The sequence below is a fragment of the Bifidobacterium bohemicum DSM 22767 genome (assembly GCF_000741525.1).
GTDB classification, from domain to species: Bacteria; Actinomycetota; Actinomycetes; order Actinomycetales; family Bifidobacteriaceae; genus Bifidobacterium; species Bifidobacterium bohemicum.
Genome location: NZ_JGYP01000002.1, coordinates 533,651 through 557,277, shown reverse-complemented (window position 1 = coordinate 557,277; position 23,627 = coordinate 533,651). Strand labels below are relative to the sequence as shown.

Sequence of the window (23,627 nt, the reverse complement as noted above, 5' to 3'; positions counted from 1 at the left end):
TGCATAGCCGGTACATCCAGCCTTCCGGACTTGCATCATCGGATCGCACTTATGCAGTGAAAATGTTGATTGTGTCTCTGGCCTGTTTGTCGTGTACAGTGGCAACGTGCGTATTATTGTTGCTGATTGCTCCGCTGAATACTCCGGCAGGCTCAATGCCTCTCTGCCGTCGGCCAAACGTGTGCTGCTTGTGAAAGCGGACAACAGTTTGTTGATTTTTTCCGAACTGGGCTCCTATAAACCATTGAATTGGATGGCCGCGCCGTGCACCATTCGCGAGGTGAGCTCTAAGAACAATGATTCTGTGGTCGATGCGGGAACGGCTGAAACGGCAAGATCAAAGGTCCCGGCAACACGGACGTCAGATACGGCCGACAGCGCCGGCGATTGTTCCGCTGTGCCGATCAAGGTGTTCCGTGTGGCGTCCCAAAAGTCCGCTGACATCCTTGAAGTCAAGATCTACCGCGTCTATGCCGACGATACATACGATTTGGGTCTTGATCCAGGTTTGAACAAAGATGGAGTGGAAGATCATCTTCAACGGTATTTGGCCGAGCAGATCGACCGTATCGGTCAGGGGGCCAAACTGGTGCGGCGGGAGTACCCCACACCCATAGGACCAGTGGACATCATGGCCGTGGACGGTCAGGGGTGTCATGTCGCCATTGAGATTAAACGTCACGGTGGTATCGACGGCGTCGAGCAACTCACGCGTTACGTGAAGCTTCTCAGCAAAGATCCGCTGCTGGCTCCTGTCCGCGGAATCTTCGCCGCTCAGACCATCACTCCTCAGGCACGCACTCTCGCCACCGAGCGCGGTTTCGACTGCCTCATCCTCGATTACGAGGAGATGAAAGGGGCGGAGGACGACAGTCTGCGCCTGTTCTGAACCGTCGCAATCGCAAGAGGGGAGTGCTGGGATGGAGCGCAAACATAGGGGCGCGTCAATTTCAGGGTTACCTTGACGTTTACGCAATGGTCTGAAGAGGTTGGGTATATACGAACGTGTCCGTCTGACAGGCCATGGGACGGACATGTTTAGCGCGCGGACACATCGCACGAGATGCGCATGGCTACCATACTCAACAATGCCGGAATCCCGGGGTTTTCGAGCATAATATGTATCCGCTGAAAATCAGTGTGCCTACGGGGTGAATCCCGTAGGCACACTGAAGATGTTTAGTTCATCTGGACGGGGCCGTAATCGTAGAGGATGTCGACCACGAAGTAGAGCGTGGAGTTGGCCGGGATTTTGGCTTGTGCCTTGTCTTTGTATCCAAGTTCGGGGGGAATGACCAGCAACACCTGCGAACCGACGGTGTGGCCCGCGAGGCCTTGTTTCCAGCCTTCGACGACCTGTTCGAGGGAGAAGTGCGTCGATTTGCCGCGATCCCATGAGGAGTCGAATTCCGAAGGCTTGCCGTCCTTATCCACGACCCAACCAGTATAATGTGCCTCGATGGTGTCGTTTTCGGCGACCTTCTTACCCTCGCCTTCGATCAGCGACTGAGAGACAAGCTTGTCGGTGGGCTTGTATCCATTGAAATCGATGGAGGGGGCGCCTTTCCCGTTCAGCGTGACTTTGGGTAGGTCCGAGGGGACGCCCTTTACTTTAGCGCCTGTAGCCTTTTCGTATTTGGGTTGCTGTCCGACGATGGTGAGCGCCATGATGTAGGATGTGTTTTCCTTGTTGCCATCATTGACACCGAAGGCGACGGTCGAGTTGACTCGCTGATCCTTGAGAATGTCATAGTACATTGGTTTCAGGTTGCTTTTATCGAGAATAAGTGAGCAATCCGGTGTGTTCTTCTCCCAGGTGCTCATCAATTCGCTGCCGTCTTTGGCATTGATTGAAACGTCCTGGATGCAAACCCCGTCACCTTCCTTGAGTGCCTTGCCGTTGCCCTTTTGCAATATGGCGTAGGAGTCGTTGGTGACCTTCATTGGGGTGTGGAAGGATATTCTGGGCTTCTTGCCAAGTGAACCGGTGGCTTTGACGCCGCTGATTTGCGGATATTTACTTGTGTCCGAGGTGGCTTCGGAAGGCTTGTCCGAACCGCACGCGGCCAGACCTATGGCTAGAGCAAGTGCACAGCCGGCGGCCGCGGCACGTTTGATGATACTGAATCTGTTCGTCACGTTATGCATAGTTTACAAGGCTATCGCGAAACCTTGATTTATTGCTTTTTGCACATGATTTTAAGACTTCTATCAGTGCAATTTGCTAAAATGTCGGATGTTATGGAAACAACTAGCGATGATCAGGCGAAAAGCCTTAAGAAACCGACCAAACGGGCGATGCTGATGCGTGGCGTCGTCACGCCTGTCTTCGGTCTGCTTGCTGTGCTGTTTATCGCGCTTGGCTTACTCAACGCGACAATTTGGAAGCCCAGTGCCCTCGTCGTTGCGCACACGTCTGTGGCCGGTGCTCGATATGTCGTCTCCGATCCGGGGGTTCTGAAGATGGTTGACACTGATGCACAGGTGACTGTTGCGTCAAGCGGCAGCAAATCCACGGAACGGCAGCTATGCGTGGCAACGGGCAGCGCCAAGGATGTGGCTGGCTGGACTGCCGACACCAGTTATACAAGGTTGACGGGGCTTAAGGATTGGTCAACCTTTACCGTCAAAAACGAGCGGCGGAACCAAGGCGGCAAGCCGGTGAACGACGGTGGCGGCGTCCCCTTTGCACATTCCGACATGTGGAGGCAGGTGACATGCGGCGAGGGACGGGCGCATCTATCCGTTGAGGGGCTGACCGACGATCAGGTGGTGATCGTCGATACGCATCCGGAGACGACAACAGGCGCTCAGGATTCCAAACACTCGGCCGACGCCTCGCCGGTGCGAATAAGCGTCGAATGGACGCGACATCAGTTGCCCAATTATGCGATGCCTTTGTATGTCGCGGGCGGCGTTTTCGTGTTGTTGGCAGTGTTTTCGGCTTCCGTGCTTGCCATGGATCTAAGGCGGCTGAGCCGAAAATGGAAAGCCGGACGGCATGATCAGCCTCGTGAAGCTGAGGAAGTGACCATAGCCGAGGCTTTGGGTGGCACTTGTGCTGTGCTGCGGTCCAGCTTCCGACACAGTCGTCGTAGCCATCGTCGCGCTCATGCGGCTTCGCCGGCTTCGTCCACTCAGCCAGACATGGCAGACACGTTGCAAGCCGACGGTGAAACCGTTCCGTCCGGGCAATCGGAACGACCGCAGGTCATTGATCCCTTCGCTCGGAATATGGTCGCTGAGTTGCGGGCACAGACTGGTGTTCGGGATGCCGAGGTGGTACGTGACAGTGATTCGGCAGCGCGTTCCGTGAACGTGGCCGACGCTGGGCAGCCGGTCGTCCAGTCTTCGGTTTCGGTGACGATGCGGAATGATGGCGTGATGCACGAGGATGGTCGGACGCGGTCGGTGTCCAGTGTTTCCGAAGCGTCGCAAGGGGAAGACGAGCCGACCATGGTGTATTCCAAGGACGATTTCGAGACTTATTTCGCCCGGCTTAGGCACGAGGACCAGAAGGGCGGGGGGTCCGGGGAAGCCCAGGATCCCTCCAATGCGACACTGGAGAACCGGTCGGAGCGGGATGGCGATGCGGAAAGCGACGGAACGCCCGAGCAGTCGACTGATTCCGGTAAGTCCGTTGGAAGCCATGATTCAGCAAAGGATGAAGAAGGGACGGACGAACGGCGAGATGGTGGCGATAGCCGCAATGCCGGCTCTGAACCAAGCGATGCCGGCGACGGCAAGGACGATGTTGATGATGCGGTACGCGGCGAACAGGCCGATGATGACAATTCCGATGAGACCGTGAAGAAGGCGCGCTCATGAAAGGCATGACTAAACGAATCGGCGCTGCTGCGCTGGTTTTGGCTACGCTTGCCGGTCTGACCGGTTGTGAGGGTGATCTGCCTCAGCCGGGGTCGGTGGGATCCGCTCAGAGTCCTGATTTGACCGAGGCGCAGGAGAAGAAAATCCGCAAGGAGACCTTGGCGGTGTTGTCCAAGGCGGACGAAACGAAGAGTCCTGACGGTCTTTCGGAGCGTGTGACGGGACCTGCCCTCGATATACGAACCAGTGAGCTGACCATCGCCAAGGCCACCGGTTCCATGGATCCGCGTGCCACGATTCCCGAAGACATCGCACAGACCATCATCCCCACCCAGACCGGCTGGCCGCGGTACGTCTTCTCCATCACGACCACGACCGCCGATCAACAGTCCAAGCGTCTGCTTGTGTTCCGCCAGGAAAATGCTCGTAGCAACTACCGGCTGTGGGGCGCGGCGCGTTTGTTCCAAGGAGCCAAACTGCCGAAGTTCCCGATTCCTCAAATCGGGGCCACGGCCGGAGAGGCGGATGATTCAGGACTGGTGATGACCCCGCAGGATGCGGTAAGGCAATATGCCGACGTCCTGCAGAATGATTCTAAAAGCCAGTATGCTGATAAATTCTCGAGTGACTTCTTCCGGGAAGACATGAGGAAATTGGTCAGTGCGGTCGAAGAGGGCATGCAGAGGAATCACGGCACCCAAAGTCAGACCTTCGAGCCGGTCAAGGGGCAAATTGCCGTCATGCGTTCAAGTGAGGACGGCGGTGACCTTGTCGTCGCGCAAATCAACTCGGAATGGACACGTGCCGCCGGAGAAGGGCGTGAATCGCAGCCGGCCAGTGATGCCGAGCGTGCTCTGTTCGGCGGTGGCAAGGCCACGAGCACGATGAAGGTCAGCTACGTCAACCTCGTCGCCCTCTATGTGCCGCCGGCGGGTTCCAAGGCGAAGGTTACGGCGGTGGGCGTGGAGCGTCAGCCGATCAAGGTCGAAGCGTTGTAAAGTCGGCTCCCGAGCGCACGAAGTCACTGTATAAGCGTAAAACATGATCGGCTTTCGTGACGGGGAGTAGACTTGGCGGTATCGGTTGGGTGCATTTGGCACGATAGTCAATACGACGAAAGAAGGCACTGTTGGCACAGAACAAACCTCAGGTCAATCCGGGGATTTCGTTGGCGGGCGCGGTCGACCTGACTGCCCTGAAGCACAAAGTCAAGGCTGAGCCAGGGCAGGCCGGGGGAGCGCCGAGCGCCGGAGGCTACGTCATCGACGTTTCGGCTGCCACGTTCCAGGCTGTGTTGCAGACATCCGTCACCTACCCGGTGTTGCTGCTGCTCTGGGTGCCCACTGACGACCGACTGTTCGACATGGCCAAGACGTTGGGCGATGCGGTTAACAAGCTCGAAGGCAAGATGCAGCTTGCGCGTTTTGACATCAACGAGGATCCGAGCATCGCTCAGGCGTTGCAGGTGCATGGGGCTCCGGCGTTGTTTGCTTTGATCGGCGGACAGCCCATGCCGATTCTGCAGGGGTTGCCGAGCGCGGAGGAGATGCAGCAGATTACCGGCGAGCTTTTGCCGCAGATCGTGCAGTTGGCTCAGCAGGCCGGTGTCACCGGCGCCGCGCCGTATTCCGGCGATCCGAGTGCTGATGGTGACGGCGAGGCTTCGGGGCAAGGGGCTGTGCCGCCCGAGCATGCTGAGGCGCACGCGCTGGCCGATGCCGGGGATTATGCGGGTGCCGCCAAGGCTTATGAGAACGTGTTGAAGGTCGATCCCGGTGATGCGCTTGCAGCGCGTGAGCGTTCCAAGGCCTTGCTGTTGGCGCGTTCGGGGCAGGCGGATGTACGCGCGGTGCGTCAGGCTGCGGCCGACGCGCCTGATGATGTCGCAGCCCAGCTTGCAGTGGCTGACGTGGACATGATCGGCGGTCAGATTGATGACGCCTTCGCTCGACTGCTGGACTTCCTTGCGGCCGGGCATCGTGCCGATCTGGAACCGGTTCGCGAGCGGTTGCTTGAGTATTTCGCGATTCCCGAACCGGACGACCCGCGCCTGAAGATAGCGCGGCGGCGTCTTTCGACACTGATGTATTAGGTGCCGGTTGCCGTTTACCGGCCTTGGATTGAATCACATAGCGTAAAGCGTCCCTTTGCCGATGGCCGTAGGGGACGCTTTCCTTGTTCAGGACTCATGACGGTTCGTGCCGTAGATCTGCTCGAAGTGGGCGCCGCTGACGGACAGTTCCTGTTCAAATTCATCCTGCCAGTCGCTAAAAGGCCGTGCGGCCAAACCATCGTTGGAGAACCGGGCCTGATCGGTGATTTCGGTGACGCAGAAGTCGGGGATGATCAGGTTGGTCACGGGTCGTGAACGCTTCGCCTCCGCGATGATCAGCGGCGCGTTGACCCCGCCGAACACGTCGATATTCCAGCCATCCTCGCCGATCCACACGTCGTACCGGTTTTTGATGATGTCCGTGCCGCCGCGCTTGATCAGTTCCGCGGCGATGCCCGCGTCGATGTCGCGTTCTGCCTCGTATCGTGTGCCGCCGACGGAAGGACCCTTGACGGTTACGGACGCTGTAGTGAAGTCGTCCCGGTGCTTATCAAGCGCCTCGGCCGCATCGGTGTCCTTGTCCATCGGCAGGCGTGTCTTCCGACTTTGCACCCGCACCCTCAGCGCATAATTGTCCGAGTCGACGTAGTAGCTCTGCACAATGAGTGTGGGTATGTCGGCGTCTTGCAGGTCTTGCGGTATTTCGCGGCAGAAAAACCGCCGGTCGAATTCGAAATCGTTCATCAAAGGTGACATAACCATATTGTAGAGGATTTTGCGAAAACAGGGCATCTTGTGTCTGAATCGGAGGCAAGTGTCAATATCAATACTCGTCCGTGTTCACTGCTTCAAATTTGCGAACTTTCGACAACGGGACCACGCCGTCGGATTGAAATCGCAAAAACCGCTGTAAAAGCCTTGTCTGGCCTGACATAACGCGGGATTCGCCGAGATTGAAACCGCTTTCCTATACCACTTGGTCAAGCACCGGTGTAGACTAGGGTCTTGTTGTTTGGGTCCGTAGCTCAGCTGGATAGAGCGTTTGCCTCCGGAGCAAAAGGTCGTGGGTTCGAATCCCATCGGGCCCACAGAGCGATTGCGTCGATGGTGTCGTTGGTGAGGCCATGCGGCATGATATGCCGAATAAGAAAAGCGTCGTGGAAGCCGTCGAGGGCATCGAACAACCGTTGGGGGCGGTGAGTTTGTTCGATTAGTATGAATTGTCACCGTTGGCATGCTTCATACTCCTCTTTCATCGCATCGGGGTTTTATGGCAGACATAAGACCGTGCGCTTCCGGTTGCGGGAAGGTGGTTGGGTCCCGTCCGACGCCGCGATGTTCAAAAACCGGTGTCGGCTTGGTTACAAGACACGCTAGACTATGGAACATGAATCCTGAAGCGTTGAGTGAACTTATTTCCGATATTGCGCATGACCTGGTCGTCTCCGGTGCGGCCGGCCAGCTGACTGACGATTTGATTCCGTCGGTAGACAAACTGGCCGTCATGCGCCCCAAGGATCGTGTGCACGGCGACTGGGCGTCAAATGTGGCCATGCAGCTGGCAAAGAAGGCCGGCATGAAGCCGCGGGACCTGGCCGATGCGTTTGCCGCCAAGCTGCGCGAGGCCGCGGGAATCGCCGCCGTGGAGGTGGCTGGGCCCGGATTCATCAACATCACGCTTGACTCAGCTTCGGCAGCTGCGGTCGTCTCGCAGATTCTGGATGCCGGCGTTGAGATTCCGGCTGTGGACGAAGGTATTCCGGACTGGGGCAGCAAGGACGATTCCGACGGGTCGAAAGATTCCGACGAATCCAGCGCCGCGTCCAAAACGATCGCGGCGACGAACTTCGGTCTCAACGATCATTTGGGCGGCAAGACACTCAATCTTGAGTTCGTCTCGGCCAACCCCACCGGTCCGATCCATATCGGCGGCGTGCGTTGGGCGGCGACCGGCGACTCGATGGCCCGCGTGCTTGAGGCCAACGGCGCGAAGGTCGTCAAGGAGTATTATTTCAACGACCACGGCGAGCAGATCAACCGCTTCGCCAAGTCGCTGGTGGCGGCCGCCCACGGTGAGGAAGCGCCTAGCGATGGATACAAGGGCGCGTACATCAACGAAATCGCCGATCGTGTCATCGCCCAGGCTTCGGCCGACGGGGTGGACGTGCTTTCCCTGCCTCGGGTCGACGCCGGGCTTGACAAGGACGGCAACGCGCTCGGCGAGGGTGACTCGCCGCAACGCGAGGAGTTCCGCAAGCGCGCGGTGCCGATGATGTTCGCGGAGATCCAGCGCTCGATGAGGCAGTTCCGTGTCAATTTCGACGTGTGGTTCCACGAGAACAGCCTGTATGAGGACGGCGCCGTGGAGCGGGCCATCGCCAAATTGCGTGAGGGTGGCGACATCTACGAGAAGGACGGTGCCACCTGGTTCGCCTCCACGAACCACGGTGACGACAAGGACCGTGTCATCATCAAATCCAACGGTGAATATGCCTACTTCGCCGCCGATATCGCATATTACGACGATAAGCGTCATCGGGCCGTCGACCCTGCGGATGTCGCGATCTACATGCTCGGCGCGGACCATCACGGCTACATCGGCCGCATGATGGCCATGTGCGCCGCCTTCGGCGATACCCCGGGCGAGAACATGCAGATTCTCATCGGCCAGATGGTCAACGTGATGAAGGACGGCGAGGCTGTGCGCATGTCGAAGCGCGCCGGCAACATCGTCACCATCGACGACCTGGTGGAGGCCGTGGGTGTGGATGCGGCGCGTTACTCGCTGGCCCGCACCGACTACAACACGAGCGTGGACATCGATTTGGGCCTGCTCGCCTCGCACACCAACGAAAACCCGGTGTACTACGTGCAGTATGCATACGCCCGCAGTCGCAATGTGGACCGGAACGCCATCTCCAACATCGGCAAGGTGCTGGGGAATTCGGGAGCGTACGGCCCGGATTCGCCGCAAGGGAAGTTGCAAGAGGCGGTCGCGGCCATGGCCGATCTGTCGTTGCTCGACACCGCCGCCGACGGTGAGGTTCTGGGCGCTTTGGCCCAGTGGCCGTCCGTGGTCTCCGAAGCCGGTGATCTGCGTGCGCCTCACAAGATAGCCCACTATCTGGAGACTTTGGCCGGTACGTACCACAAGTGGTACAACGTCGAGCGCGTGGTGCCGATGGAGCTGACCGGTCTCGACGAACGTGAGATGACCGACGAGGAACGCGTCGCCAAGTGCCCCGAGCCCGCCCGCGCGGCGGCACGTCTTGAACTTAACGACGCCGTGCAACGTGTGATTGCCACCGGCCTGGCGATGCTCGGCGTCACCGCGCCCGACAAGATGTGATTCATTCCGGCGACAAATCGGCCAGGCTCTCCGTTGTGGGACGGTGTGGCCGATTCGCGTATGCGGCGGATAACGTCGCCATGCGGGTATGTGATGGCCGAACGCCTCGACGTCGGATTGAGATACATCATGTTTGTCGTGCATCGTTGTTTGCGGGAGTCCAATCGCCCATCTGAGAAGGTTCTTGGGTTTTTGGCGCCGATTCGCTATCGTTGGATGTGGCGGAGCAACAATGCCGCAAAGCGAACACGGCGATATAGAATATGGCGATATAAAGGGGTGGATTATGGGCATCACTGGGATCTGGCCGGAGGCGACGGCGTTCAACGAGGCCGGCGAACTGACATTCCACGGGCGTAGCGCGGCCAGTCTGCTCAGCGAGTTCGGCTCGCCGCTCTACCTTGTCGACACCGATGAAGTGCGCCTTCGTGCCCGTCGGTTCGTGAAGGCGGCCGCTGACGCGTTCACCACGGGCACCACCCATGTGAGCTTCGCGGGCAAGGCGTTCCTTTCCAAGGAGGTGGCGCGCATCGTCACCGAAGAGGGCCTGTTCGTCGACACCTGCTCGATGGGGGAGATGCGCATTGCGCTCGCGGCCGGGGTGCCGGGGCGGCGGTTGGTGCTGCATGGCAACAACAAATCCGACGAGGAGATCGAGCTGGCGATTCGAGAGGGATTTGCCAAGATCGTGGTGGATTCGCCCGACGAGCCAGCCCGTATAGCCGCCATTGCGCACCGACTGGGCAGGACGGCTCGCGTCATGCTGCGTGTCACTTCCGGCATCCATGCCGGCGGTCATGAATACATCTCAACGGCCCACGAGGATCAGAAATTCGGTGTGCCGCTGTTGCCGGCGGGCGTCGGTCCGGAGGTTCTCGCGATTCTCGATGCGATTGGTTCGGTCGCAGGGGCGAGCGCCGAAGTAAGTCCCGCGATCGCGAACGCGCATCTCCAAACCGCTGTCATTAATGCAGAAGGTAGCTACGGTCCCGACGCAAGTGAACGTTCAGCGCGTCATGCCGGGTACGGAGCGGAGCTTGACCACTCCGTCAAATACCCCTATGACTTGTCCGGCGCGGAGATTTCCGACACCGACCGGGCTCTGGCCAAGGCGATGGAAGCGGTGGCGAACGGCCCGGCGATCGCGGTGTTAAAAGACATCTATTCGCGTCAGGGCGACCTCGAACTGGTGGGAATCCATTCGCATATCGGCTCGCAAATCCACGATGCCAATGCCTTCATCGAGGCGGCGCGACGCATGATGTTCCTTCGCAAGACCTTCTACGCCACCGACGCCTACACGCTGCCCGAGGTCGACTTGGGCGGTGGCTATTCCGTGGCATACACCGACGCGGAGGATTCCATGGATATCGAGGTCGAGCTTGGGCGTCTGGCAGCTGCGGTGTCAGCCATCAACAAGGCTTTGGGCATGCCTGCGCCGGTGATTTCCTTCGAGCCGGGGCGATGGATCATGGCCCCCTCGGGAGTCACGCTGTATCGCGTCGGCACCGTCAAACGCGTCGCGTTGCCCGCCGGCACAAAGGACGCAGCAGGGCGCGATATCGCGGAACGGACCTATGTTTCGGTCGATGGCGGCATGAGCGACAACATACGCCCTGCGCTGTACGGTGCGGATTACACGGCGGTGGTGGCCGGGCGTTCGAAATTGGGGGGGCGCGTGCCTGTCGGCGCGCAATCTGGTACGGAATCAAGTCCGGGCGCGGTTGGCAATGAGTCGGAGGAACAAACCGTGCTGGCCCGCGTGGTGGGGATGCATTGCGAATCGGGCGACATTCTCGTCCGTGAATGCCAGCTGCCCGCTGATGTGCGACGTGGCGATATCCTGGCGGTCCCCGTCACCGGCGCTTATGGTCGCACCATGGCCAGCAACTACAACCAGGCTCTCATTCCTGCCGTCGTTGCGGTAAGCGGCGAGGGTGCGCACCTGATGCTCCGTCGCCAGACCATCGACGACTTGCTTGACCTTGATGTGAGTTGACCGCCTCTGGTGTCGGATTCGTTCTCTAGGATGTAATCACCGGTGGCACGCGGCAGGCGATGTCCAAAGAACGAGCGGGGACACTATGGCAGATCAACAATCACCGATGGCTGGGAAGGCGGTTGATTCCGCGCAACGTATGGCGGGTGGCGTTAACGAATCCGGAAAGTTCGGCACGATGGCCGGCTTATCGTCGGATGACCGTGTGATTCGCGTCGGTCTGCTTGGGGTCGGCACCGTCGGTTCGCAAACGGCGCGGCTCCTGGTCGAGCAGCAGGAGGAGCTTGCGCAGCGTATCGGCCGTCCGATCATGCTTTCCGGCATCGCCTGCCTGCATCCTGAAGCCGTCCAGTGCGCCTTGGGTGGACAAGACCCTTTTGACCACGGACACCGAGAAAGTGGCGACGAACAGCGACATCGTGGTCGAATTGATAGGCGGACTGGAGCCCGCGTGCGCTTTAGTACTGAAGGCGCTTGATTGCGGTGCGTCCGTCGTCACGGCGAATAAGGCGCTACTGGCCAAACATGGCCCGGAACTGTACCGGAAAGCCGCGGAAAAGAACGTCGATCTCTATTTCGAGGCGGCCGTGGGCGGTGCGATTCCGCTGATACGCCCGTTGCGCGAGTCCTTGACCGGCGACAGGGTCACCAGCGTTCTAGGCATTCTCAACGGTACTACAAATTATATTCTCGACGAGATGACCACCAAGGGGCTCGACTTCGACGTGGCGTTGAAGGATGCACAGGCCAAAGGATACGCGGAGGCCGACCCGACCGGTGACATCGAAGGGGAGGACGCGGCCAACAAGGCGGCCATCGTAGCCTCGCTCGCTTTCCATGCCCCGGTGAGCGTTGACGATGTAAGCATGGAGGGTATTACGAAAATCACGGCAGATGACATTGCCGCGGCCACTGCCGAAGGCAAGGTCGTCAAGTTGCTCGCCGTCGCTGAAAACGATGAAAACGGCGTCTCTGCGCGGGTCTACCCGGCTCTGATCGATGCCGAACATCCGTTGGCGAGCGTGCACGGCAGTTTCAACGCGGCATTCGTGCACGCCGAAGCCGCCGATGACCTCATGTTCTACGGACGCGGCGCGGGTGGGGCTGCCACGGCCTCGGCCGTTGTGGGCGATATCGTCACCGTGGCGCAGCACCGGGTGCAGGGTACCGCTGGCCCGCAGGTGTTGATATACAACGATCTGCCGATGGCTCCGTTGAGTGCATCGCGTGCTCCGTTCGCGGTGCGATTCTGCATCTGCGACCGCCCGGGCATACTCGCCGCGATTTCCAAGACGTTCGGTGACCACGGCATTTCCATCAATGGCGTGAATCAGGATTTGAAGCCGACCCCGCACGACCCTGGCTATTCAGGCGAGTTGCAGACGTTGCGCGTGGTGACGCATCCCTGCGACGAAATCACTTTGCGCCAAACGGTCGAAGATGTGTGCAAATTCAGCTTCGTGATTGGCGAGCCGTCGATTTTGCGGGTGATGGAGCGATAAAGGCACCATCTCGTTTGGTAGGCGCTTTCTGTTCCAAGCATGATGTGTGTTTTCTGGACGTGTCGGAATTCCGGGGTTTCGGTGAAAGCATGGTCTTGGTGATATGGGATAGAGTGCCTACGAAACGAGGTTGGTGGACGATTCGGGCAAAGCGGTGTTGAAGGCAGGGGGGTTGCAATGGTCGGAATGGCGCCAAAAGTACGACAGGTCAAGGTTCATGTACCGGCCACGAGTGCGAATCTTGGTTCCGGTTTCGACACGGTGGGATTGGCTCTCGACTATCATGATGAGCTTACGTTCACGGTGACGGATGGATCCGCCGCCAGTGCCGTCGCGGCAGATACCGGCGTAGCGGCGGACGCAAACGGCACAGGAATCGCCCGGAGCGGGTCAGATGGCGCGACGCGGGGCGCTCTCGGCTCTGGCGAGGGTGCCGGTTCTGTCGATTTCGGTTTCGGCAATGCCCACGGTTCAGCCGATACCTCCGCGCATGTCATCATTCACGGTGAAGGCGAGCGGACTCTGCCGCGCGATGAGACGCATCTGGTGGTATCGACCTTCCGCCGTGCCTGCCGGACCTTCGGCTTGAGGCGTTTTGGTTTCACTCTGGAAGCATGGAACGCCATTCCGCAGGCCCGTGGCATGGGGTCTTCGGCCGAGGCGATCGTCGCGGGTATCGCGGCTGCGGCGGCGTTTGCACAGGGCAGTGCCGACCTGAACCGCAACGCGATTTTTGACCTTGCGGCTACGATTGAGGGACACCCGGACAATGTGGCACCAGCGGTATACGGTGGACTTACGGTCTCATGGGACTTCGAAACGGCCGAGGGCGTTGGCTCCGTGGCGATTGACGGAGCCGAGCCTATGCAGAGCGGATTCCACTCAGTCAGTTACGAGGTGGATTCGGCAATTGCCGTCACGATTTTCATTCCTGATTTTGAGCTCTCCACCGAAAGTGCACGTCAAGCGATACCTAAGAAAATCGCCCATAAAGACGCTGTTTTCAACGTTTCGCGTGCAACTCTGCTGCCTGCCGCGATGAATCCGAACACTGTTGCATGGTCGGGTAATGTTCCTACTTCGTCTTCAAGCGAAGCTCTGGCGAAGCGTTCCAACCAGCTGCTGTTCGCGGCCACGGAGGATCGGCTCCATCAGGCTTACCGTGCCGCCTTGATGCCGGAGTCCGCCGCTTTGATTGACAAGCTGCGCGCGCAGGGTTTCGCGGCCGCCGTTTCCGGTGCCGGTCCCTGCGTGCTGGTGCTGCACTATGATGATTCCGGCGAATCAGCGCAGCGGATCGACGCCGTGGCCGCCGAAGAACTTACGGGCGGTCATTGGCGTGTCCTTCATCTTCCGGTCAGTTCCAACGGTGTTGTCGTGGAGCTGCAATAATCCAATAGTCTGTTGCCCGTTACAAGTGCCTTCCCGCCAACGAAAATCGACAACCCTGGCGAATGACCGGGCTTTTGGCAGGCGTTCACCAACTGGCTCCGAACGGGTTCTTACGTCTTCCTTGGATCGGCTATTGATTCTTCGGTCGGGGTGAGATCGTATCCTTCGGGGTCTCGTGTGCGATATGGTAGAGGGTATGCGACGAGTCAAGGAGTGAATAATGACACCTGAAGGCAGCGGAACGCCGGCAATGGATGATGGCGCATTCATGCACCGTCCTGCGTTGGAGATTGCGGTTCAGGACCTCGACGGTGCACGTATCGCCGCCGAGGCCGGCGCCGATCGTGTCGAATTGTGCGCGGCCCTGGGTGCCACCGGCGGCATAACTCCTGGTGCCGGGCTGATCGGATGCTGTGCGCAGGCAGGCGTGCCGCTCGGTGTACAAGTGTTGATTCGCCCTCGCGCCGGTGATTTCGTCTTCAGCGATGAAGAGAAACGCGTGCAGCTTGCCGAAATCGGTCCGGCGCTCGCAGCCGGTGCCAGCGGTGTGGTCGTGGGCGGAGTCGATGAAGAAGGCGAGATCGACGTGCCGTTCGCTCGAGATCTTATCGACGAGGCTCATGCTCAGGCTGAACGGTTGGGCAGGGGTGTCGATGTGACGTTCCATCGCGCCTTCGATGTGGTGTCGGATCGCCGTGAGTCTTTGGAGACCTTGATATCATTGGGTTATACGCGTGTGTTGACGTCCGGAGGGGCGCCGAGCGCGTCCGAGGGGTGCGATGAGCTGCGGAGGCTGGTGGGTTGGTCCGCCGGGCGTATCCAGATCATGGCGGGGGGCGGGGCGACGCCTTCCGCTTTACCGTTCCTGGTCGAGGCCGGAGTGGATGCCGTGCATCTGTCGGCTAAGGTCGTCACCCATTCTGCCGGCGGTCCAGGTGGCGGCGGTGCCGAGGCTGTGGTCGAGCGCACTGATCCGCCGACCGTCCGTGCCGCCGTCGCGGCCGTCCGGCAGGTCCGGAATCGGAATTGCTGACCGGTCATATCCTTCCTTATGTTCCTACTTGTGCGAAATCGCTCATTGTGACCGTCCAAATGGCCGATTTTCGGCAGAATCGGTTTGTTGTGCCGAAAAGGGTTCATTTAGCGTTTCCAGATGAACATTTTTCGGCATAAGTGGTTGATTGTGCCGAAAAGGGTTCATTTGGGGTTTGCGAATGACCACTTTTCGGCATGGATGCATGTCCCAGGGGCGGGAACGGTCGGCTCAAGTGTCCTGCATCGGCGCAACTCACAACACACTCGACTTGAGAAATGATCATCGTTAAGGGTAGAATATAAACTGGTAATTGTTAGCGCTCACATCAGTTGTGGTGCGGTCGTGGCAGATGATGCTCATATTCTGCTGGGCCTATGACTTGTAGTGTTCTGTCGCAACGGGTGCTGGGTCAGGGGGTAAAGGAGCTTCAGAGACGATGACGATGCAAAACTCCGAAGGAGACGTCGGGGCGGCGGCCGAGAAAATTCGCAAAGGAAGGACCTCGCTCGGTATTGAGTTCGGGTCTACGCGGATCAAAGCCGTGCTGATCGACGACGAATATGCCACGCTTGCCTCAGGTGATCATGGGTGGGAAAACCATCTTGAAAACGGACTTTGGACCTACTCTCTCGACGAGGTGTGGTCGGGTCTGCAAAGTGCTTATGCGGCGTTGGCCGCCGATGTCAAGGCACGGTATGGTGAACGGTTGACGACGACTGGTGCTATCGGCTTTTCCGCAATGATGCACGGCTATCTTGCCTTCGATAAGGACGACAATCTACTTGTGCCGTTCCGCACTTGGCGCAATTCGAATACGCACGAAGCTCACGAGAGACTCTCCGAACTGTTCCAGTACAATATTCCCGAGCGTTGGTCAATCGCGCACCTTTACCAATGCATACTTAACCATGAGGCTCATGTGCCTCAGCTGGCGTTTTTCACTACGCTCTCCGGGTACGTCCACTGGCATATGACCGGACGTAAGGTTATCGGCGTAGGTGACGCTTCGGGCATGTTCCCCATTGATCCGGCCACTCATAGCTGGGATCAGGGCATACTCGCCCAATTCGCAGGTTTGCCGGAAGTGGCCGAGCAGCCGTGGCGGATTGCGGATTTGCTGCCGGAGCCGTTGGTGGCCGGAGCCGAAGCGGGCACGCTCACCGCCGAGGGCGCCAAACTCATTGACCCGACAGGTGTACTCAACCCCGGCATTCCTTTGGCTGCTCCGGAGGGTGACGCAGGCACGGGCATGGTGGCCACGAATTCGGTGCGTGTGCGTACCGGCAACGTTTCGGCCGGCACTTCGATCTTCGCGACTGTCGTGCTTGACCACCGTCTGGAACGGCTGCATCCCGAAGTCGATTTGGTTTCCACTCCCGCTGGCGACCCGGCCGGTATGAGCCACGCCAACAACTTCACGTCCGATCTCAACGCCTGGGTAAATCTGTTCGGCGAGTTCTCCAAGGCCGTCGGCAAGCCGTTGGACACGGCCGATCTTTATGGCACTCTTTTCCGCATGGCCATCGGCACCGAGGCTGACGCGGATGCCGGCGGTCTGATCAACTATTGCTTCTATTCCGGCGAGTTCCTGGCCGGGCTCGACGAAGGTCGTCCCGTCTTCGCGCGTGGTCCCGAAGCCGACATGAATCTGGCCAACTTCATGCGTGCACAGCTCTTCGGCGCGTTCTGCCCCGTGAAGATCGGCATGGATGTCATGACGCATGACGAGGGTGTGAAGATCGATTCGCTGGTCGGGCACGGGGGTATTTTCGCCACTCCGCAGGTCGCTCAGAAGATTCTTGCGGCTGCGTTCAACACGCCCATCAAGGTGATGTCCACGGCGGCTGAGGGCGGCGCGTGGGGCATGGCCGTTCTTGCGGACTACCTCAAGCATGCCGACACTCCGCTCGATAAGTACTTGGACGAACGCGTTTTCGCGGGAGCCCGGTCCACCACCGAAAACCCGGATCCTGCGGATGTGACCGGTTTTGAGGAGTACTTTGCAACGTTCCGTAAGGCCTTGCCCATTGAACAGGCCGCCATCCAAGCCATTGACTTGGAGCGCTGACGTCGCAGGGCACCCGACGGCATGCGTTGCTCGGCCCGTTTCGTTGCGACGAAACGGATTCTTACAGTGCCTAAGGTTCCGTTTCTTCGCAGTGGTCGGATGGTTCGGTGATGCAACGGATCGAGGTTAGTCCGTCGAAGTGATGACAAACGTAGTAGTACAACAATCAAACAGTAAAGGAAGTATAACAATGACATTCGAAAACCCCTACGACGGCAAGACCGTATGGTTTGGTGTCGGTTCGCAGGACCTCTATGGTGACGAGGCACTGCGGCAGGTGGCCGAACAGTCCACAAAGATTGTGGATGCTCTTAACGCCACGGGCACCATTCCGGTCAAGTTGGTCCTGAAGCCGACCCTGAAGTCGTCCGATGGTGTCAAGCAGTTCATGACCGAAGCCAGCGCGGACCCCAGCTGCATCGGCGTGATCGCGTGGATGCACACGTTCTCTCCGGCCAAGATGTGGATTCGTGGTCTCGAGGCGTTGCAGAAGCCGCTTTTGCAGCTCAACACGCAGTTCCACAAAGAGATTCCGTGGGAGACCATCGACATGGACTTCATGAATCTCAATCAGTCTGCCCACGGTGACCGTGAGTTCGGCTACATCGTTTCGCGCCTTGCCGTACCGCGCAAGATCGTCGTCGGGCACTACACCGACCCCGAGGTCGTTGAGCGGATCGCCACATGGGTTCGTGCCTGCGCTGGTTGGGACGCCGCGCAGAACATGCGCGTGATGCGCTGGGGCGATAACATGCGCAACGTGGCCGTTACGGAAGGCGACAAAACCGAAGTCGAGCGCGTGTTCGGCACCCAGGTCAACACCTGGGCCGTCAACGAACTGGTCGGATACTACGAGAAGGTCAAGGACGATCAGGTCAAGGCCATCATCGAGGACTACAAAACCAAGTACGATGTGGCGCCTGAGCTGCTGGTCTCCCGCTACGACGAACTGTTCATCGCCGCCAAGGAAGAGGCTGCGATGGTCAACATGATGAAGGACAACGGCGCCACCGCCGCCGTCGATAACTTCGAGGACCTGAGCACCTTGCCGCAGCTGCCGGGCGTGGGGGCCCAGCGCCTGCCCAGCGAATACGGCTACGGCTTCTCCGCGGAAGGCGACTGGAAGACTTCGGTGCTCGTGCGCGTCGGCAACGTGATGGGCTATGGTCTGCCCGGCGGTGCAAGCCTCATGGAGGATTATTCATACAACTTCGTGGCGGGGCATGAGATGGACATGGGCTCTCATATGCTTGAGGTTTCGCCCTCCGTCGGCTCGATTGCCAAGCCGAAGCTTGAGATCCATCCTCTGGGCATTGGCGGCAAGTCCGATCCGGTGCGTCTGGTCTTCACGGTGGCTCCTCACCAAGGCACGGTCGTGGTCTCGATGGCCGACATGCGTGAGCGTTTCCGTCTGCTGATGGATGTGGTTGACGTGGTCGAACCTGAAGGCAGTCTCAAAGCGCTGCCGTGCGCCCGAGCCCTGTGGAAGCCGCGCCCGAGTCTCAAGGTCTCGGCCGAGTGCTGGTTGCGCGCCGGCGGTTCGCACCACACGTGCATGACCACCTCCGTCGGCCGTGAGGCGTGGGAGGACTTCGCCCGCATCGCCGGTGTGGAGCTCGCCACCATCGACGAGGATACGACGCCACGTCAGTTCGAGCGCGATCTGGAGCTCTCCGAGATGTTGCATCGCCTTGACAATCGAAACTAAATTCTCGCGTGATATATTGCGCGACGTATAGTGAAAGGGGTCGTCGGGTGACGACCCCTTTTTGTTGCATCGGTGGGCGCGCGGAGGTGCACTGCAATACTTAGTGCACTTCCCGGTGCGGATCACCAAACGACTCGCCCATAACCACAGAAAAAACCATCGGAAGAAATCTCGACGGCAAAGACCTGCCGGAGATGGAGTCACTCGAATTTCCGCCGGATGGGGGCATGGACGCCAGGCGGGTGGTACGGCATCCATATACAGGATGTAACCGGTGTCGATTCCTCGGAACAAAATAGGGCGCACGGGCCACGGAGCGCTTGCTTGAGGATGGCGTCAGCTTTGACGGGATTGTGGCATTGAACGATCGGTTGGCCATAGGCGCCCTCTTCGAACTGAGGATTCAGGGGATTTCGGTACCTGGTCAGGTACAGGTCATCGGTTTCGACAACATCGAGGAATCGGCTTATCTGCAGATTCCGCGACCACCATGGATTCATGTCTTGACTGGACTGTTCCCAAGGCGGTCGAGCGTATCATCGGACGTATCGATGGGCGGGTCGTCGCACCTAAGGTGTTGACTGTGAATTCAGAAATCATTGTACGAAATACGACGGGATGATGAATTCTGCCCTTTAAGGCGGTGTGGTGCGTTTATCGGCTCGTTTTCTTTACGAAACGCGCACCATCGAATGTTGTCAAGCGGTTATTCTGTGAATAGAAATATTCTGTGAATGGAAACGTATGATCTGCCCGCTGGAAAGGCTTTGTGATGTTTGACAAAAGGCTCTTTGATCTGGCCCCACGTACGGGTGCGTATGTGGTGGCGAAAGTGCTGTGTCTGTGGGGCTCGCTTCTGGCGGATATCGGTTTCGCGTTTGTCGCAGTGGGGTTGTTGGGCAACATCTTTCCTGTCATAGCATCAATAGGCCCGGCGACTACAAACGGCAAGATGCCCAGGATGCTCAAAGGCTTTCAGGCGTTTCCGGACAACTATTCCGCTTTTGTCTTTGCTCTTATTGCGGTTATGGCCGTCAAATATCTGGCGACCCGCGGCGCGAACTTTTTCGGCGGCGAGGCTGCGGAGGGTGTCAAGTTTTCATTGCGTCAGAGACTGTTCCAAAAGATGCTTGACCTTGGACCCGACTATTCGCAACGTGTCCGCACCGGCGACGTGATCCAGTCGTTGGGTGAGGGTGTTGATCAGATACAGAGTTTCTTCTCGCTATTTGTGCCACAGCTTTTTTTCGCGCTCATAGCCACATTGACGTTGTTCGTCACGCTGTTGTCTCTCAACGTGCCAGCCGCGCTGGTGCTACTCGTGTGCGCCCCATTGATTGTCGTCATCGTCGGTCTTGTCGCTTCGAGTGCTTCTCGATTCTTTTCCAAGTACTGGGATAGGTACACGGATCTGGGGGCCTGCTTCCTGGACGATCTCGAAGGTCTCGAAACCCTCAAGACATTTGACGCCGATCAGCGTGAGGCGGAGCGCATGGACTCGAAGGCCGAGGAATTCCGCAAAGCCACGATGAATGTATTGCAGATCCAGCTCCAATCGCTGAGCGCAATGGATCTGGTGAGTTACGGCGGTGCGGCTGCGGGCATCGGGGTGGCGATTTGGCAGGTGGTCGCAGGTCGACTCAGTTTGCCGGCTGCGATGGTCATCGTGTTGCTTTCCATGAGCTTCTTCGTTCCATTGCGCCAGTTGGGTACGTATTTCCATGTCGCCATGAACGGCATGACGTCTTCCCGTCGCATTTTCGCCCTGCTCGATGTTCCTGTGCCGGATGGTGGCCATGCCCAGGTTCCGGCTGGCGCTTGTGACTGCTCGATTACTTTTTCCAATATCACATACTCATACCCCGATCTGAAAGCTCCATCGGATCAGGGCCGTGGCGGCAAGATAAAGGCTGACGGCGCGGATGGAGGCGTCGGTCTTCGGCACGGTTCACAAGTCGGGGGTGATCGGGCTCGGACCCAAACCACGAATGCTTTGGATCGGGTGAGTTTCACCGTACGCCCCAATTGCCTGACCGTGGTCGTGGGTGCGAGTGGTTCGGGTAAATCCACTGCAGCCCGGCTGGTGACCGGGGCATGTGGCGGTTATCAGGGTTCGCTGCGCTTCGGATACCATGTCTATGGCGGCGTTGGCAGTTGCGAGGTGCGTGCCCTGACGTATCGTTCACTTGCACGGACGGTGACGTTGGTGTCAGCTCAAAGTCATCTGTTCGCAGGAACGTTGCGCGACAATCTGCTGATGGCCAAGCCCGACGCCACGGCGAACGAGATGTGGTTGGCTTTGGAACGCGCCCATATCGACGATTTCGTGTATTCGCGGCACATGGGTCTCGATCTGCCGATCGAGCAGGGCGCCAGCAACCTTTCCGGTGGTCAACGGCAGCGCATTGCGATCGCACGGGCTTTGCTGTGTGACACGCCAATATACGTCTTTGATGAAGCGACGAGCAGTGTCGACGTCGAAAGTGAACGTCTGATTCTGAAAACCATTCACGAACTTGCCCGTAGCCATACCGTGTTGATGATTACGCATCGTATGGCGCATGCCGCCGGAGCCGACGACATCGTAGTCTTCGACAGGGGTCAGGTGGCGCAGACAGGCAGCCACGCCGCACTGATGAAGGAGGGAGGCCGCTATGCCGAGCTCTATCGTGCGCAGGAGTCCGTCGAACGCGTTTCTCACCGAAACGGATGGGGCTCCGATTACTCCCATCCGTTCGAAACGGTGGGTGGTTTCGGACGTGGTCGCGACAGTCGACTTGAGGAAAACCGTGATGGCGAGCCGGATATGACTATCGAAACGGCCGTTCGTGGCGACGTGGCCAATCCGGCTGTGACTTCTGCTCCCAATGCCGACGGCCCGGTCGTTCGGACGGACAGGACTTCCTTTGATTTGCGTTCAAACGCAGCCGAATACATGGGTGATTTCCACCTTGTCTTGCGTTTGCTCGGCGAGGCCGGTCCTCAGGCGGTGTTCATGGTGCTGGCCTGCATTTTCGGTACGATCGGACATCTGGCCGGCACGTTCCTGCCGGTTTTCGGCGTGTTCGCTCTTATGGCCCATTTTGGCCATCCATTATGGTCGATGGGAACGGGAATATCGATCGCCGCCATGGTCGTATGCGCGCTATTGCGTGGTGCGACCCGTTATTTGGAACAGTTCATGAACCATAACGCCGCATTCCGACTTTTGGCATCGTTCCGCTCGAAAGCGTTTGCGGCTTTGCGTCGGCTTGCCCCCGCAAAGCTCGCCGGGCACGGCAAAGGCGACCTGATAGCTTTGGTCACCAGTGACGTGGAGTTGCTTGAGGTTTTCTTCGCCCATACCATATCGTCTGTGGCCATCGCCGTGTGCACCACCATTGTCTACGCGGTGATGTTGTGGACCTTCAATCCATGGTTCAGCGCATTGCTTATCGCGGCTCACTTGGTTGTCGGCGTGATCGTCCCTCGGCTCTTCGCCTCCAACGTGCGCGGCGTCGGTGCGCAGATTCGCGCAGATTCCGCTGTGCTGAACGATCAGATGCTTGACAGTATGCGTGGCATCGATGAGCTTATCCGCTTCGATCAAGGGCGTAACCGCTTAGCGTCAATGAGCGAACGCAGCCGTGCGTTATGGTTGCTTAATGCCCGTTTAGGGCGAAAGAACGGCGTGTTTGCCGGGATCAGCGGCATTCTGGTCATAGCTTTCACTGCGGGCGCCATCGGCACGGCACTGAGCTTGGTCGAGGCCGATCCCGTGGGCATGAGTGCCGCGATGGTGGCCGCCATAACGCTGATCGGCAGCTCGTTCGGGCCTGCTCTCGCCCTCAGCGCGTTACCCGGCGATCTGACACAGGCCTTCGCGGCGGCGCGTCGCATGTTCTCATTACTTGATGAGGTTCCACTGATCGAGGAGACCGGTACCGCCAAGCCACGCTACACCGGTATGTCCATGGACAATGTGGTCTTCTCCTACACCCAACAGACCAATGCCATGTCCGCGGTGCGTGACGCCCACGATGCCGGCGATTCCAGTCAATTCGCGCCTCGGAGCCATTCGGTGCAGCCGCGTCCCGTGCTCGACGGCTTCAACCTGCATATTGCCAGATCGGGTATCATCGGCATCCAAGGGCCATCAGGACGGGGCAAGTCCACTGTGCTTAAGCTGCTGATGCGTTACTGGGACCCGCAGCATGGTGTCGTTAGTCTTTCGGGCACGCCACTGCCTCAGGTCGAGGCCGCATATCGTCGCAACGTGCAGACCATGATGAGCCAGGAGACCTATCTGTTCGATGGGACCATACGCGACAATCTAATGATCGCCAACGCATCGGCAAGTGACAACGATTTGCATGACGCACTGCGTAAGGCTTCGGTGGACGACTTCGTATGCGGTCTTCCGCAAGGTCTCGACACTCGCGTTGGCGAGCTCGGCGACCGGCTTTCCGAGGGCGAGCGACAGCGCATCGGACTGGCCCGAATCTTCCTTACGAATGCTGAGTTAGTACTGTTTGACGAACCGACCAGTCGCCTCGATGCGCTCAATGAAGCCGTGGTGCTGCGCTCGATTAACACCCTGGCTATGAGCCGCGAGGTCTCCATCGTTCTGGTTTCACATCGGGCTTCCACAATGCGCATCGTTGACCGTGTCGTTCATCTCTAGTGATCCACGTCCGCTTGCGGTATTCGTGC

13 protein-coding genes, 1 tRNA gene and 3 pseudogenes are annotated in these 23,627 nt (G+C 58.7%); 15 read left to right on the top strand and 2 right to left on the bottom strand.

Annotation, left to right across the window (positions count from 1 at the left end):
- Positions 1 to 106: 106 nt before the first annotated feature.
- Positions 107 to 889, top strand: coding sequence for an endonuclease NucS (gene nucS / locus BBOH_RS04530; RefSeq protein ID WP_033521950.1), 783 nt, complete (start codon positions 107 to 109; stop codon positions 887 to 889).
- Between the two features lie 290 nt (positions 890 to 1,179).
- Here the strand turns inward: nucS and BBOH_RS04525 are convergent, their stop codons facing one another.
- The gene (locus BBOH_RS04525) at positions 1,180 to 2,148 is read right to left on the bottom strand and encodes an FKBP-type peptidyl-prolyl cis-trans isomerase (RefSeq protein ID WP_081930333.1); all 969 of its coding nucleotides are present in this window, start codon (positions 2,146 to 2,148) and stop codon (positions 1,180 to 1,182) included.
- Between the two features lie 93 nt (positions 2,149 to 2,241).
- Between BBOH_RS04525 and BBOH_RS04520 the strand changes: the two genes are divergently transcribed.
- The 3 genes from BBOH_RS04520 to BBOH_RS04510 all read left to right on the top strand — a co-directional run bounded on the left by BBOH_RS04520 (position 2,242) and on the right by BBOH_RS04510 (position 5,920).
- Complete coding sequence (locus BBOH_RS04520; protein WP_033521886.1) at positions 2,242 to 3,828, top strand: hypothetical protein; 1,587 nt, start codon at positions 2,242 to 2,244, stop codon at positions 3,826 to 3,828.
- Positions 3,825 to 4,826: a DUF8094 domain-containing protein gene (locus tag BBOH_RS04515; protein WP_033521888.1), complete on the top strand. Its 1,002-nt coding sequence runs from the start codon at positions 3,825 to 3,827 to the stop codon at positions 4,824 to 4,826. The genes BBOH_RS04520 and BBOH_RS04515 overlap by 4 nt, the downstream gene beginning before the upstream one ends.
- A gap of 131 nt (positions 4,827 to 4,957) precedes the next feature.
- Positions 4,958 to 5,920, top strand: coding sequence for a tetratricopeptide repeat protein (locus tag BBOH_RS04510; protein ID WP_033521890.1), 963 nt, complete (start codon positions 4,958 to 4,960; stop codon positions 5,918 to 5,920).
- Positions 5,921 to 6,007: 87 nt separating this feature from the next.
- On the opposite strand, the gene BBOH_RS04505 is transcribed toward BBOH_RS04510, so the two are convergent.
- A complete protein-coding gene (locus BBOH_RS04505; protein ID WP_033521892.1) occupies positions 6,008 to 6,637 on the bottom strand; it encodes a CYTH domain-containing protein in 630 nt (209 codons plus the stop codon).
- 258 nt (positions 6,638 to 6,895) lie between these two features.
- Between BBOH_RS04505 and BBOH_RS04500 the strand changes: the two genes are divergently transcribed.
- The 11 genes and pseudogenes from BBOH_RS04500 to BBOH_RS04460 all read left to right on the top strand — a co-directional run bounded on the left by BBOH_RS04500 (position 6,896) and on the right by BBOH_RS04460 (position 23,598).
- Positions 6,896 to 6,969, top strand: a tRNA-Arg gene (locus BBOH_RS04500).
- Positions 6,970 to 7,268: 299 nt separating this feature from the next.
- Positions 7,269 to 8,795, top strand: a pseudogene (locus tag BBOH_RS04495) (arginine--tRNA ligase); the annotation flags it as partial.
- The gene (locus BBOH_RS09560; RefSeq protein ID WP_420305093.1) at positions 8,781 to 9,230 is read left to right on the top strand and encodes a DALR anticodon-binding domain-containing protein; all 450 of its coding nucleotides are present in this window, start codon (positions 8,781 to 8,783) and stop codon (positions 9,228 to 9,230) included. The pseudogene BBOH_RS04495 and the gene BBOH_RS09560, both read left to right, overlap by 15 nt.
- 286 nt (positions 9,231 to 9,516) lie before the next feature.
- Complete coding sequence (locus tag BBOH_RS04490) at positions 9,517 to 11,229, top strand: diaminopimelate decarboxylase family protein (protein ID WP_033521896.1); 1,713 nt, start codon at positions 9,517 to 9,519, stop codon at positions 11,227 to 11,229.
- A gap of 178 nt (positions 11,230 to 11,407) precedes the next feature.
- Positions 11,408 to 12,731, top strand: a pseudogene (locus BBOH_RS04485) (homoserine dehydrogenase).
- A 186-nt stretch (positions 12,732 to 12,917) separates the two neighbouring features.
- The gene (locus BBOH_RS04480; protein WP_035140222.1) at positions 12,918 to 14,123 is read left to right on the top strand and encodes a homoserine kinase; all 1,206 of its coding nucleotides are present in this window, start codon (positions 12,918 to 12,920) and stop codon (positions 14,121 to 14,123) included.
- 220 nt (positions 14,124 to 14,343) lie between these two features.
- Positions 14,344 to 15,156, top strand: coding sequence for a copper homeostasis protein CutC (locus BBOH_RS04475; protein WP_237743130.1), 813 nt, complete (start codon positions 14,344 to 14,346; stop codon positions 15,154 to 15,156).
- A 439-nt stretch (positions 15,157 to 15,595) separates the two neighbouring features.
- Positions 15,596 to 17,227 (top strand): xylulokinase, encoded by a 1,632-nt coding sequence (locus tag BBOH_RS04470; RefSeq protein ID WP_044098132.1) that lies wholly within the window; start codon positions 15,596 to 15,598, stop codon positions 17,225 to 17,227.
- 190 nt (positions 17,228 to 17,417) lie between these two features.
- Positions 17,418 to 18,935 carry an L-arabinose isomerase gene (gene araA / locus BBOH_RS04465; protein WP_033521898.1) on the top strand — a complete coding sequence of 506 codons (1,518 nt, stop codon included), beginning with the start codon at positions 17,418 to 17,420 and terminating at the stop codon, positions 18,933 to 18,935.
- A gap of 299 nt (positions 18,936 to 19,234) precedes the next feature.
- Positions 19,235 to 19,557 (top strand): annotated as a pseudogene (locus BBOH_RS08535) (substrate-binding domain-containing protein); the annotation flags it as partial.
- Positions 19,558 to 19,707: 150 nt separating this feature from the next.
- On the top strand, positions 19,708 to 23,598 hold the full coding sequence (locus tag BBOH_RS04460) for a thiol reductant ABC exporter subunit CydD/CydC (RefSeq protein ID WP_033521902.1): 3,891 nt from the start codon (positions 19,708 to 19,710) through the stop codon (positions 23,596 to 23,598).
- Positions 23,599 to 23,627: the final 29 nt, after the last annotated feature.